General features: G+C 45.6%; 12 protein-coding genes. All 12 read right to left on the bottom strand.

Annotated features, from left to right (window positions below):
* Positions 1-66: 66 nt before the first annotated feature.
* Positions 67-630 (bottom strand): 5'-nucleosidase, encoded by a 564-nt coding sequence (locus ACLSU7_RS15770; RefSeq protein WP_413295431.1) that lies wholly within the window; start codon positions 628-630, stop codon positions 67-69.
* Between the two features lie 16 nt (positions 631-646).
* Entirely contained in the window at positions 647-1,144 is a 498-nt protein-coding gene (locus ACLSU7_RS15765) for an adenine phosphoribosyltransferase (protein WP_413292864.1), read from the bottom strand.
* Between the two features lie 267 nt (positions 1,145-1,411).
* Entirely contained in the window at positions 1,412-2,854 is a 1,443-nt protein-coding gene (gene rpoN / locus ACLSU7_RS15760) for an RNA polymerase factor sigma-54 (RefSeq protein WP_413292863.1), read from the bottom strand.
* A gap of 28 nt (positions 2,855-2,882) precedes the next feature.
* Positions 2,883-3,605, bottom strand: coding sequence for an LPS export ABC transporter ATP-binding protein (lptB, locus tag ACLSU7_RS15755; protein WP_413292862.1), 723 nt, complete (start codon positions 3,603-3,605; stop codon positions 2,883-2,885).
* Positions 3,602-4,615, bottom strand: a complete 1,014-nt coding sequence (gene lptC / locus ACLSU7_RS15750) for an LPS export ABC transporter periplasmic protein LptC (RefSeq protein WP_413292861.1) — start codon at positions 4,613-4,615, stop codon at positions 3,602-3,604. Before lptC ends, lptB begins: the two co-directional genes overlap by 4 nt.
* Positions 4,616-4,633: 18 nt before the next feature.
* On the bottom strand, positions 4,634-5,233 hold the full coding sequence (locus ACLSU7_RS15745; protein WP_413292860.1) for an ExbD/TolR family protein: 600 nt from the start codon (positions 5,231-5,233) through the stop codon (positions 4,634-4,636).
* Positions 5,233-5,709, bottom strand: coding sequence for an ExbD/TolR family protein (locus tag ACLSU7_RS15740; protein WP_413292859.1), 477 nt, complete (start codon positions 5,707-5,709; stop codon positions 5,233-5,235). Before ACLSU7_RS15740 ends, ACLSU7_RS15745 begins: the two co-directional genes overlap by 1 nt.
* A 28-nt stretch (positions 5,710-5,737) precedes the next feature.
* Positions 5,738-6,454: a MotA/TolQ/ExbB proton channel family protein gene (locus ACLSU7_RS15735; RefSeq protein ID WP_246845691.1), complete on the bottom strand. Its 717-nt coding sequence runs from the start codon at positions 6,452-6,454 to the stop codon at positions 5,738-5,740.
* A gap of 49 nt (positions 6,455-6,503) precedes the next feature.
* Positions 6,504-8,741, bottom strand: a complete 2,238-nt coding sequence (locus ACLSU7_RS15730; protein ID WP_413292858.1) for an AgmX/PglI C-terminal domain-containing protein — start codon at positions 8,739-8,741, stop codon at positions 6,504-6,506.
* A gap of 47 nt (positions 8,742-8,788) precedes the next feature.
* On the bottom strand, positions 8,789-9,061 hold the full coding sequence (locus ACLSU7_RS15725; RefSeq protein WP_142701328.1) for a hypothetical protein: 273 nt from the start codon (positions 9,059-9,061) through the stop codon (positions 8,789-8,791).
* Positions 9,062-9,085: 24 nt separating this feature from the next.
* Positions 9,086-9,943 (bottom strand): tetratricopeptide repeat protein, encoded by an 858-nt coding sequence (locus tag ACLSU7_RS15720; protein WP_413292857.1) that lies wholly within the window; start codon positions 9,941-9,943, stop codon positions 9,086-9,088.
* Positions 9,943-13,167, bottom strand: a complete 3,225-nt coding sequence (locus tag ACLSU7_RS15715; RefSeq protein WP_413292856.1) for a tetratricopeptide repeat protein — start codon at positions 13,165-13,167, stop codon at positions 9,943-9,945. Before ACLSU7_RS15715 ends, ACLSU7_RS15720 begins: the two co-directional genes overlap by 1 nt.
* Position 13,168: the final 1 nt, after the last annotated feature.

Raw genomic sequence — 13,168 nt, 5'->3', positions numbered from 1 at the left:
GAGAACCGGAGAGAATAATTTGCGGTTAATTTAAATTCTCATTTTGAGAAAATAAATTTTCACGGTTTAGAGTGGAGCACGGTCGTCAGAAGCGACCATTCTCTTATAATAATCCAATAATTTTTTCGCACCCGGGAGGAGATTCGCTGCCCAGTCGTTGTGTGCATTATGATCCGCTCCATCCGTGATGTATTTTAGCGAGATTAATTGCACGCCCATTTTGCGACAGACCTTGGCGATAGCATATCCCTCCATATCAACAAGATCGCACGGTAACTTTGGAGTTCCCGTCTCGAAATTATCCCCCGTACTGCAAACCCCGTGGGGAAGCTCGCTGAAAAAAGGAATCAAATCAATGGAGCCTGGGATCGGATCAAAAGGTGTCTCCCCCACTTTGAAACCCAGAGGAGTTATATCCATATCCCTTTGAACAAAAGAGGAAACTTCGACCAAGTCATGAGTTTTAAATTTTGAACTCCCCGCAGTCCCAAGGTTGATGATGACTTTACACTTGGTTTTATGAATCACATCCATCGCCGTTAAAGCGGCATTCACTTTACCAATACCCGTATAGTGAACGAGAATATTTTCGTTTTCGAAAACATTTTGGGATTCGTGTGGAAGAGCCATCAATACGGCGACGTCTTTAATATTGAACAAGGGAGTAAACCTCTTTACCGTTAAATTTCATTTGATTCAGGAAAGTCAAATTCACCAGAACTGCCACAGCCTGAACTGTATAACCAGCAAGCGAACTCAAATCAATTGCCGCTTGCAAAGTCCCACCCGTAGCCAAAACATCGTCCACGATCATGATGTTACCACCACCAACTGGCAGTTCAATTTCTGCTGTTCCGTACTCCAATGCATACGAAATTTTTTTCGTGGGAGGAGGCAGTTTGCCAGCCTTTCGAATCGGCATGAAACCCTTGCCATGAACGGCTGCCATATGTGCTGCCAAAATAAATCCACGAGACTCAATGCCCGCAAAATACTGAATCTGGGAAAGATCCACACCATTCACTAAATTTTTTGAAACAAAATGCAGAGCATCCGGATTCTGCAAAAGCGGAGACATATCCCGAAAAAGAATACCTTCTTTAGGAAAATTAGGAACATCTCTAATAAGCTTTTTCAAATCCATAACTTCTCCTGTTAAAACGGAGCCAAATTAATCAACCCAGGCCCAAATCTCAACGAAAAATGCTTCATTCAAGCAAAGAAAATACACTGCCCGCCAGGCACAGCCGTATAATACAGCACCAAAACCGAGTTCCACAGCAAATTCTGATTAGCTTAACCAAGGTAAAACACCATCGAGCCACCCCAGAAACACGAAGTCCCCGCACGTTACCGAGCGAGGACTGTCCGAGAGTTTTGGCGCTGTATTATACGGCTGTGCCGGGTCGAATTAGAAGTACTTCTTCCTTTGCGAAGAAGGAAGGATTTTGAGTACGTCGCGATATTTTGCGACTGTTCTTCGTGCGATTTGGATTCCGTCTGCCTTAAGCAAATCCACGATCTTTTGGTCAGAGAGCGGATTTTTAGGGTCTTCTTTAGAAACCAAGTCTTTGATTTTCACTTTGACCGATTCACTTGCCAAAGAGTCACCATCGCTTGAGCTGATGCCGGAATTGAAGAAGTATTTCAACTCATAGATACCTTGCGGAGTGTGAACGTATTTGGCTGTCGTCACACGGCTCACCGTGGATTCATGCATTCCGATGTCGTTGGCGATATCGCGCAAAACCATCGGTTTCAAATGCTCAGAACCTTTTTCAAAGAAGTCGCGCTGATGTTTTACGATCGACTCGGCCACTTTATAAATTGTTCTTTGTCTTTGGTGAATAGACTTAATCAACCAAACAGCAGAGCGCAATTTCTCCTGAATATAATCCTGAGTTTTATCGCCTGTTGTTTTGCCTGTTTTCAGCATGTTTTTATAGAAGTTTGAAATCTTCAAACGTGGCAAACCGTCTTCATTCAAAGACACCACGTAATCGTCTCCGACTTTGTAAACATAGACATCTGGTGTGACGTAATGGGTGTCACTGGCAACGAAAGCGCGACCTGGCTTGGGATCCATCGCATAGATGATCTTACACATGTCGACCACGTCTTCAATATCACGACCCAAAGCTTTCGCGATAGCTTCGTAATTTTTCTTTTCCAGATCTTTTAAGTGATTGTTGATCAGATTGACCAGATCGTGAGTGTCTTCTTCCAAGTGTTTGGCTTGGATCAATAGGCACTCTTTCAAATCACGAGCCCCCACACCTGGTGGATCGAACTCGTGAATCAATGTCAGGGTGTCTTCCAAAAGATCTTTTTCGATCTTTTCTTCTTCGGCGATTTGTTCAATTGGAACTTTGAAGTAACCGTCGTCATCAATTGCGCCGATGATCGCATCCGCAGCGCGCTCTTCTTCTTCAGAAAAGCCGTTCATCTTTACTTGCCAGTACAGGTGATCGTGCAAAGTTTGAGACGCCGTGATGACGTTCTCATAGTTCATGATCTCTTCAGAGCCAGACATACCGGACTGAGGAGGTTTTTGATTTTGTTCAATATAAGATTCCCACTCGAACTCATCTTGTTTCTGTGGGTCTTGAGAGATCTGATCGTTCGTGGACTCTGCTGAGCCTTCGCCAGCAACTTCGTCCGAGGCTTCTTTGGTACGCTGTAGATCTTCTTCTTTAAGCTGTTCTGCTTCTTCTAGAATTGGGTTTTCTTCCAGCTCTGAACGAACCGCTGACTCTAGCTCCATACGCGACATCTGCAACAGTTTAATTGCTTGTTGCAGTTGTGGAGTAATGACCAGAGATTGACTCAGGTTCATGGTCTGTCGAAGAGCCATTGTTTACCTTTCTAAAAACGCACTAGCGTTACAACCTAAAATTTTCACCGAGATAGAATTTACGAGCCAATTCAGAATTCGTGATTTCGTCAGCACTTCCGCTAACCTGAATCGCCCCGTCCTTCAGTATATAAGCATAATCGCAAATGCCCAAAGTCTCACGAACGTTATGATCCGTAATGAGAACTCCTATACCTTTGGCCTTAAGTTCGCGGATGATATTCTGGATGTCACCGACCGCAATCGGGTCGATCCCTGCAAAGGGTTCGTCCAGCAAAAGGAACTTAGGCTCCCCTGCCAGGGCACGAGCAATCTCCACACGACGACGCTCACCACCTGAAAGGGCATAACCATAACTGTCGCGAATATGGCCCACACGAAGCTCAGAAATTAAAAGCTCCAAACGCTCTGCTCTTTGGGCACCGCTGAAACCGTGAGCTTCTAGAGCAACAGTGATATTCTCGGCCACAGTAAGTTTACGAAATATACTGGGTTCCTGAGCCAAATAGCTCAAACCCACGCGAGCGCGTCTGTACATAGGCTCTTTAGTGATGTCGTCGTCATCCAACTGAATGGTGCCTTTATCTGGCTGCACGATCCCCACGACCATATAAAATGAAGTCGTTTTCCCAGCGCCGTTGGGTCCCAAAAGTCCCACAACTTGACCTGATTCGACGGAGAATGATGCACCATCAACGACTTTACGCTTTTTGAAACTCTTTGAAATTTCTTTGATGGTCAGGATGCTCATTTCTCTTTGTTCTCCATCTTGGCACGTACTCTTTCAACCTTAACCTTTTTTCCGCCGTCGAGAAAGATGATTTCCTCACCGCTCAGCTCGTCATTGTTTTGAATGACCTTTGGTTTGCCTTTGAAAACATACTTATTGGTGAGCAGGTCCAGGTTGACCACATCCGCCGTTGCAAATTTATCCTCGTCACTGACTTTGACACCACCAAGAATACTGATGGAACTGAGCAAATTTGCTCCCTTGTCATAGAGGAAACTGGCTTCGGGCCCCTCAAGGCGCATCCCATCATAGTTCATGCGTACGGCCCCTAGAAAACGCGCCAAATTGCTTTTACCGCTGAATTCTGCTCCGTCGGCAACAATTTCGAAACGTTTGCCATCTTTCATCGGTTTTGTCGCAGAGACCTTTTCTTTGATTAGCATTTTGGATTGATCGACCAGAACCTGCATGGAGCGACCTTTAACGGTCATTCCGGCACCCGTTTTATCTGCAGGGCCTTCCATATAAACATCTTCGGGGCTTTCAATCAGTCTTTTCACTGCGGAGTAGGAAATGGCTGGAGTTTTAAAGACGTAACCATTTTCCGAACGCGTAACAACGTTCCCTTTGATATTGAGATCTTTCGAGTTTGAATCGATCGTTCCCTCGTCACCGGTTGCTGTGAATTCAACTTTTTCTTTGTTGTAGAAAAATACGCGGACTTTCTTTAGCTTCCAATTGCCGCTTCCCTGACTGCCTTCTGCAGACTCAGAGAACAGCTCCCAGTCACGTTGACCCTTTTGACTTTCCACCAAATGAACGCCGCCCATCTTCTGCTCTGCAGTCGATTGCTTCTCGTTCGGGTCTTTACCCAGAGTTTCGAGTTCTTTTTTTCTTTTTTCTTGGAGTTCTACGCGAGCTTGAACCTGTGCATCGTCGTCATGTTCAAGTTTTTTAGGGAAAACAATGAGAACCTCAACGAACAATAAAATTAGAAGTACTGCAAAGATGAGGTTCTTGAACTTAGCCATGGATCGATTCTACCCAAACTATTGGGTAGAAGTCGACTGGTTAGAGTTTTTGGTCACTGCGAAATTGATTTCGCCGGCACCCGCTTCGGTCACAGTGAACATAACCTTTTTCACTGTCAGGAAGTCGATACCTTTATCGGCCTGGATGGTTACTTTGCTCCACGCATTAGCATCATCAGTTGTTTGACCTTTCGTTTGATCAACAGCATTTTTGATTTTGTTCTGTAGTTTTGCTTCGTAGTCCGCTTTGCTTTTTGCCAAAGCCAGTGTCAATTGCTCTTTCAACTTAGGGATATTCCAGTCATCTGGCCCCGCCGCTTGAATTTCATCAAAAGTCGCCACGGTGTCTTTATCAAGTACGATTTCTTTATTAGAGATCGTCACCACATGGGCTGGCTTCAATTCTTTAACACTTGATGCCTTAGGAAGTGTAACTTCTTTTGGCATATACAGGATATCTCCTGTTGTATTGTAGTTTTGAAGAAGGAAGATCACCAGAACCGTAAACATGTCGACCATCGCTGTCAAAGACAGAACTGCCGTCACGCCACGTTTCCCTTTTTTCTTACTCAAAATATTATGGTAGCGATGTCTCTCGCCAGGTCTAAAGATTGCCATTATTGAGGCGCTCCTGTTGCGACTGAAATCGCGCTAAATCCTGAGATCAGGCAATTATCCATTGCCTTGATCAATTGGTCGTATGGCAATTCATCAGCCATCGTCAGGATTGCATCCACTTTTTCTGGATAGATTTGTTTAACTCTTTGAAGTTGCGCAATGAGGCCAGCATCGTCAAATTGTCCGCCTTGCATTGGAAGACTGATGACTTGTTTCCCAACAGTTAAAACATAACCAACAGGCTTCACATCCACCTTCAACACCACGTCCGCGTTTGGCGGAGGAGTAGGACTGGGCTGTGTGTCGGATTTCTTACCGTACAAGGAACTTCCAATTTGAATCATAGAGATCTGAGTCCAAACGGCACTGATCAGGAGGAACGTAATAAGTACGCTCATCAAGTCAATGACAGGAACGAGATTCAACTCGATATTCTTCGCCCTGCCGCCGGATTTGCCCTCTTCTATGTGAGCCATGCTAAACCTCTAACTTTACCGTAAGTAATTAATCTCTGATCTTTTCTCTGTTAGCTACAACTAGATTCAAAAGACTCATGCTTGTTTCAACAACTTCGTTCTCAGTTTTTTGAATACGATGTTGGAACAAACCGTAGGCAACGATACAAACGATAGAAACCAAAAGACCAAACGCCGTACAATTCAAGGCATGCGAGATACCTTTTGAAAGTTCGATCGATTTAGTCGCTGGATCCGCCACCGCAACCGCACGGAAGGAACCGATCATACCGATGATCGTACCAAGTAGACCCGCAAGTACCGCGATGTTACCGAAAACTGCAAGGAAGGAAACCCAACCTTCAACTTTTGGCATCTCTCTCATAACTGCTGCATCCATCGCCACTTGAATTTCTTCATCCGGGCGTTTGTTCATGGCTTGCACAAGACCGGCTTTAACTGTGTTCGTCAAAGCTGCTGGGCGAGCGTCGCAATAAGAAATAGCCTGGCGAAGATCACCAGCTACAACCATGCGGAAGATTTGATCTGTGAATTCTTTTTTATCCACATTCAAGTTTTTAAGTTTCATGATTCTGTCTACGATCACGATAATCGACATGATTGCGATTGCCGCGATGATGTACATCACGATACCGCCCTCAGAGAATGCGCGTTGTAGGAAGTTCATATTATCGCCTGCTGCAACCTGCATTGCTGCGTTAGTTGCTGACTGGGTTGCTGCTGCTGCTGCGTCTGTTGGGTTCACGAAATCTCCTCCTGTAGAGTAACTTTATTAATTTTTTAAACTTTAAAATCTATTGTTGATTCAAAACGAATGGATAAGCTTCGATCACTGCCACGAGACCTGCTGGAGGTTCCGGGAATGTCCAACTTGCCAAACGATCTCTGATACAGTTTTCAACACCTTTATCACCCAATGTTGAACTCTTCACTTTCACATTACGAGCCTGACCTTGAGCCACGATTTCCCATCCCAGGATAACTTTACCTTCAAGACGAGTCCCTTTGGCTTTCGTGTTCAAAGCTCTTTCGTAACAGCTCTTAACTTCATGAAGTTTCGCACGGATCACACGGCGAATCGCTTCTTTGTCGATAGTGCCGTCGAAAGATTCTTCCATACCGCCACCTTCGATTGCCACTTGCGATTTCGAGCCGAAACCTTCAGAAGCACCGTAAGCTGATTGGCCTGACCCACGACCTTTAGTTCCGATACCCGCGATACCTTGGGTCGCAGTACCTTTACCGCCGGCACCTGTGTCTTTAATTTTAGAACCCAGATCATCACCGGCTCTGTTTTCATTCATACCGGAAGTACCGGTCGCTTGGTTGGCCATACCCAAAACCTCACCTTGACCTGAATAGGCCTGGTCAAGATTCTTTCTGTTACCGCCGCCACCAAAGGCACCGAACAATCCGACTTTAGAAAGGTCTTTGTTTTTAGACTGCGCATTCGCGCTGTCCGTTGTTCCCAACTTAACTGCGCCACCTTGACGAGTTGATGTGAAAGTCTTTCTCTTGTCTTTCGTTTCCTTTGGAGCCACTTCACTTGCTTTAGCCGCTTGTTGTGCTTTCTGAGAAACCTGAGGTTTGTTCTCAGGCTTTTTCTCTTGAGCCGCTTTATCCTTATCGTTCACGACAACTTTCTTAGGAGTTGGTGTCGGAGTAGGTTGTTGCACCGGAGTCGGAGTTGGCTCTGGTGGTTTAGGCGTTGGCGCTGGTGGAGGCGTTGGTTTCTTATCAAAGATAACCTGCGCAATACGCTGAACCTCTTCCTGCTTGTTTTCCTGCCAGTCTGGAGTTGTTGCAGAGATGTACAATGCAAGCAAGCCCACGATCACTAGCGACATCACCAAGCCTGTCAATTCCGAACCCGAAAGCATCACAGACGTAATTGGTACGACGGGAGCTTGAGGAACAAAGCGAACATACAAGTGGATGTTGCCACCTGGTAAAGCCAGGCAAAGCATTTCATTTTGATCGACACGAACCGAATAACCGCCACCCGCTCTTTGCGCGCGACCGTTTTTCTCCAGATCTTCGATAGACACCAAACCAGTGGAGCCTACCATTTCAATCTTCATGTCAGCAGCCGTGTTTACTTTCAAACCGCCAGCCATATCCAGGATCTGGAATCCTCTTGGCATGATCCCTTCCGGAAGAGCAATGCTGTTTGGCTTGTCTTCACCCAGGTTCACATGAACAGATTGATTGCCTTTGAAATTGTACGTATTCAGGATGCGTTCTTTCCAAGCAACGATCACTTGAACTGTAGGACCTTTTCCAGGCTTCAAATAAGTTTTCAAATCTTGAATTTCACTTGCAGGAGCGAAAGTCTTAACTTTCTTTTCCTTTTTAAATGAAACTTTTCCAGCACGAATCTCTGGACGAGTTGGTGCTGCAGCTGTCGGAGTCGCCATTGTCGGCGTCGCCGTTACCGGAGCAGATGTTGTAACGTTCGAAGATGCAGAAGCCGCTGCGACAGGTGCCGCAACCGCAGCAACTGGAGGAGCTTTTTCATCAATCTTAGGCACCTCTGTCGGAATCGAAACTTTAACTTCTTCTTTTTTCTCAACAGCTGGCGGGGGCGGAGCAACAGGCTCAGCTTTTTGCACAACCGGTTCCGCAGGAGGAGGCGTTGGCGCCGCTGCTGGAATCGAAGTCAAAGTGACTTCCTGAACTGGAGGCGGTGGTGCCACAGGTGCTGCCGCTGGCGGAGCCATTGGAGGAACAGCCACTGCTGCATCTTCCAATTTTTCTTCACCCGGAGGAGGACCTTTTGGTTTAGGTACACCAAGGAAAAACACGATTTTAAATGGACCGACAGTCACTTCATCACCGGAAGCGATGCTTTCATCAAGAACGGCCTGACCGTTTTTGAATGTGCCTGTTGATGATCCCAAGTCACAGATGTAATAGCCAGCATCCCGTCTTTCTAAAAGACAGTGAATTGGCGATACTCCATCACCATCAAGGTCGACGTGAACTTCTTCAGAGTGACCAATTACGATCTGATCTTGATCGAACTGCTTCACTCCAACAAGTTGGTTATCTTTAAAGATTCTGAATATTAACGGCGATCTCAATTACTACCTCGAACTCGCTGGATGTCTTCTGCTGATTTTCTCATCTCAGGGATGAAATTCTCTCTAAGTTTGATCAATCGTTTATAATTGAAATTTTTCTTTTGGAAGAGATACGACAACTCAGGCTTCTGAGTGCCCCCTTCAACCAATTCATCTTCGAAGTTAAGCGTTGCTTTACGCTCTTTTTTGGCAGCTTCTTGCGCATTTGCAAAACTACAAGCCAAGGAGATAAGTCCGAGCAATGATATGTATTTTAAAACTTGCAACATGATGCCACTCCCTCGAGGATTCACTTATTTTAAACCTGCTTTGGCCTTGTTTTCCAAAGCATTTATTCGATTACTCGACCCTGTTGGCCCGCCTACAAACTTTAGTCTGCTTATAACTTCGAGGCCGTCTTTATATTTTTCCATTTTATCGACCAAAAGAATAGCGTAGTTCAGCATCGCCTCGCGGTTGTTGCTGTCGTCTTTCACGACTTTCTTGTATAGGTCAGCGGCTTTGTCGTAACTTCCCGTAGCAGTTAAAGCCACTGCATAATTGTTCAACACGCGTGGATCACGCACGCCTTTGCTGTATGCAACCTCAAGAGCCAATAGACCTTTTTTATAGTCTTTCTCTTGAACATAAATCGAGCCAACGTTTGCGGAAGCAACTGGATCAAGACCATTCACCGACAGGGCTTTCTTGAAAGATTTAATCGCATCCCGTCTCTCATTTTGGGCCAATTGAACGACTCCAAGATTTGAATACAGTTCAGACATATTCGCATTGGCCCCGATGGCCTTGCTTAAAAGGTAACGGGACAGGTCGAAACGACCTTTTTTGAAGTGGTACATTGCCAGTGCATTCAAAGCTCTGGCGTCACTTCCGTTTTGCGCCAAAATATCAGTCGCTGCACGATAGATACCTTCGTCATTTTGCGATTTGATCGCATTATTCAGATTAGAATACTGTGACGAAGCGACAGGAGCCGGTTTAACTTCTGGCTCATCGTGCTTTGCGGCCTTTGGTGCTTCCTCTTCATGAGATGGAGTAGGAGCATCAGATACGCCTTCCATCCCCATGGAATCTTCAGAACCTTGATTCGCTGTCGGAGCAGAAGAACAAGCAGCAATAAAAAGGACTGTTAACAATAGATACTTTTTCATTATTGACCCATCCAATTCACCAGACGAAGTTCAGAACCAACTTCCCCACCGTTATAGTAGTTCACTGGATCCACTTTGCTCATATAATCCAAGGCCGCACGATAAGCTTCGTTGTAAGCCTCAAGTTCCCATGCGCGATCCACACAGGCTTTGTAACTGTCTTTCGCTTTGCCATTAAATGGAGCCGCGAACTGTTCAACGCCCGCTTTATACTGTTTCGTCTCTTCAGCATTCAAACCCGCTGGAAGTGGTGCATTGATGATCGTTTGAGCCATGTTGGCATTCGCATCACCCAACAGTGCCAGGGAGCTTACAATTTCTTCCGCGCTGTCGTATTTGATCACGTCCACCAGTTCGCCAGAAAGTTTCGTCAACAATCCGATCTTTTTATCAGCTGCTGCTTTTTGTCTTGCTGGGTTGTTCGGGAACGTAACTGCGCGCATCTCTTTAAAGGTTACCAAAGAGTCCGCAAACTTCAGCTTAGCTGCGTATGAAGCACCCGGGCCTTTTTTGTTTGGCGCAAATCTTCTTTGGATCGCCAATGTTTTGCCTGCCCATTCTTTGGAGCGAGTGATCGCACCCACTTCTTTGGACAATTCATAAACCCAGTAAGCACTTTCAACGACTTTTTCCTGATCACGACCGCCCGTTTCTACGTATTCCATGTAGTTACGGATTGCCGCACCTTTTTGATCTGCCTTACGGTGGATCGTCGCGATGCTATAAAGGACTTCCACGTTCTCGCTGCGTTTTTTGTTCATCTTAGTAAACTCTGTGTATGCACGAATCGCTTCGTCACCACGTCCAAGAGCTTCGTAAAGAACTGCGGCATTAAACATCAAGTTCGGAGAAAGAGGATCTTTAGGAGCTTCCTGCGCAAGTTGTTTGTACAATCTTGCCGCTTCCTCGAACTGAGCAGAGTCTTGATACTGTTTCGCCAAGAAACGACGAACTTTCGGTCTCAACTTTTCTGCTTCCGGATCCTTAGATGCCAAAACGCCTTTATAAGCCGCGATGGCCAAACCATTTTGACCGGCACGCTCATAGTTGATACCTGCATTGTACATCGCTGTCGTTGCCAGGTTTGAAGTTGGATTTGCTTTTGCGAAAGCCTCGTAAGCTTGAGCGGACTCACCAAAGCGTTTTTGGCCTTCAAGATCCTGACCCTTTTTGAAGGATGCTTTTTCCATGATACCGCGGATGTCTTTACCCACCGGAGAAGCTGCGATCGAAGGTACCGACAACATCTCTGCGCCGACTTTCTCTAGACCCGCGTAATCTTTCTTCAAGTTGTAAATATCCAGGATCAAGTTCGCCGAGTATTCGGAGTACTTGGATTTAGGATTGTTTTTAACGATATCGCGGAACACTTTCACTGCCTCATCGAAGTGATTCGATTGGTAGTACAAGCGACCAATACGGAATTTAATTTCCGGAGTCTTTTCAGACTGCGGGAATTTGCTTACGTACCAGCTGCCCGCTTTGATAAAGCGATCGACTTTTGGGTCCAATGGGATCGGATCCAAAGAGTTTCCAACACGTTTCTGCATCTCTGCGTCTGTCGGGATCGTTTTTTCAACTGCCAAGATCAAGTTCTGTGCCGCTTTAGCGTAGAACTTGCTTGTCGGAGCTTTCTCAGCAACCCATTGGTATTGCACGAATGCTTCGTCGTAACGTTGCATATCGTATAGCAACTCCCCGTAGTAAAAGTGCATATCGCCGATTACCGGAGAATCGCCAAATTCAGATAGATAAAGCTTATAACCTTCGTTGGCTTGCGTTTGAGAGAATTGCGCACGAGAGTTTTGAGCTGTCTGATGCTGTTGCAAGATATAGTTGCGCAAAGTTGTTTCGCGCAATTTATACGAACTGTCCATCAGCTCTTTGTTCTTGTTATTTGCTGCGTACCAGTCGCTGCCTTTACCGTAGTCTTTCACCCAGCCATAAAGTTCGTCTTTAAAGCGAGACGTATTCTTCGCATAAAAGAAGTTCTGTACGATTTGGTATTGGAACTCGAAAGATTTAGGCGATGTCGGGTTACGTGCGATCAAAAGTTTAAAGATCTCACGGGACGCATCCTTATTCCCACGCGCTTGATACTGATACGCCAGCTTTTCAAGATACTGATCGCTGCCCTGACCGATCAAACCATCAAAATAGTTTGCGGCATTCGCAGGGTCACCACCCTCAGCATAGAACACAACCAAGTCACGCATTGCTTCGCCCTCTAGACGAGTCCGGTTAACCGCTTTACCGGCAACTTGTTCAGCTTCTTCCTGACGGCTGCTTTTGATGATGTATTCAAGATACGCAAGACCTTGTTGGACTTTGCCCAAACGGAACAAACACCAACCGCCTTTGTACATCGCGAACGTATGCAAACGGTGTTTCTTTTGCTTGATCAAGAATGTGTATTCTCTGTAAGCATCAGCCCATTTTTCATTTTCAAAATAGTATTCACCCAAAGCGAAATGCGCTTCGCCCACGTATGTGGAATTTGGATAACGTTTCGTCAGGTCTTCATAGAACTGAGCACCTTTTTTAACATCGCCTAATTCGAAATAGTTATAACCCAGGAAGAACAATGCCTGAGGCATTTTTTGGTCTTTAGGGAAATCACGTTGGAACCATTCATACAATTGAACAGCTTTACGGTTGTAATCGCGGGCTTCTTCCAGTTCCAAGACCGGTTTACGGTTGGTTTTCTTTTCCTGGAAGGCGCGAAGTTTAGCGTCGTACTCATCTTGCTTGCGAGAATCTACGATGCTTGATTTCTCCACGTACAATTCTGCCAAACGCAGCCACAATTCACCGCGATTAGGACTGGTTTTGAATCTTTGAGTCAGCTTATAGAGCTCTTGAATCTGTTGATCCAAAAGTTTTTCGTACTGAGCTTTCTGGTCACCGCTTTTTGCGCGGGATTGCATGATCTCAGACGAGCGAGGTGGCTTTACGGCTGAAAGATTCACTTGGTTACCCTGAGAAGCAAATCCCATATTAGCAGTCGGTAATGCCGTGGAATCTTTTTTAACCTTGGCATTTTCACGGTCAGCTTGAGCCAATAACTCACCGACAGTTCTTGCACGAGAAGGAGCCGCAGCCGGAGCAGCTGCAGGTTTCGCTTTACCCTTTTTAGGAGGAGCTGCATACACTGGAGCTACGGAACCCGTAACCAGTGTTGTAATTAAACTTGTAACAAGAAGCTTGTGCCTATTAAATTTCATA

Source organism: Bdellovibrio sp. HCB185ZH, assembly GCF_047302455.1.
In the GTDB taxonomy this organism is placed as follows: domain Bacteria; phylum Bdellovibrionota; class Bdellovibrionia; order Bdellovibrionales; family Bdellovibrionaceae; genus Bdellovibrio.
The sequence above is the reverse complement of the archived record's forward strand: the minus strand, read 5'-3'. Positions and strand labels throughout refer to the sequence as shown.

Coding starts and splice junctions, on each gene's coding strand:
- ACLSU7_RS15765 (WP_413292864.1), bottom strand. CDS start 1,144: ATGGATTTGAAAAAGCTTATTAGAGATGTTCCTAATTTTCCTAAAGAA.
- ACLSU7_RS15745 (WP_413292860.1), bottom strand. CDS start 5,233: ATGGCAATCTTTAGACCTGGCGAGAGACATCGCTACCATAATATTTTG.
- rpoN (WP_413292863.1), bottom strand. CDS start 2,854: ATGGCTCTTCGACAGACCATGAACCTGAGTCAATCTCTGGTCATTACT.
- ACLSU7_RS15715 (WP_413292856.1), bottom strand. CDS start 13,167: ATGAAATTTAATAGGCACAAGCTTCTTGTTACAAGTTTAATTACAACA.
- ACLSU7_RS15720 (WP_413292857.1), bottom strand. CDS start 9,943: ATGAAAAAGTATCTATTGTTAACAGTCCTTTTTATTGCTGCTTGTTCT.
- lptC (WP_413292861.1), bottom strand. CDS start 4,615: ATGGCTAAGTTCAAGAACCTCATCTTTGCAGTACTTCTAATTTTATTG.
- ACLSU7_RS15725 (WP_142701328.1), bottom strand. CDS start 9,061: ATGTTGCAAGTTTTAAAATACATATCATTGCTCGGACTTATCTCCTTG.
- ACLSU7_RS15770 (WP_413295431.1), bottom strand. CDS start 630: ATGGCTCTTCCACACGAATCCCAAAATGTTTTCGAAAACGAAAATATT.
- lptB (WP_413292862.1), bottom strand. CDS start 3,605: ATGAGCATCCTGACCATCAAAGAAATTTCAAAGAGTTTCAAAAAGCGT.
- ACLSU7_RS15740 (WP_413292859.1), bottom strand. CDS start 5,709: ATGGCTCACATAGAAGAGGGCAAATCCGGCGGCAGGGCGAAGAATATC.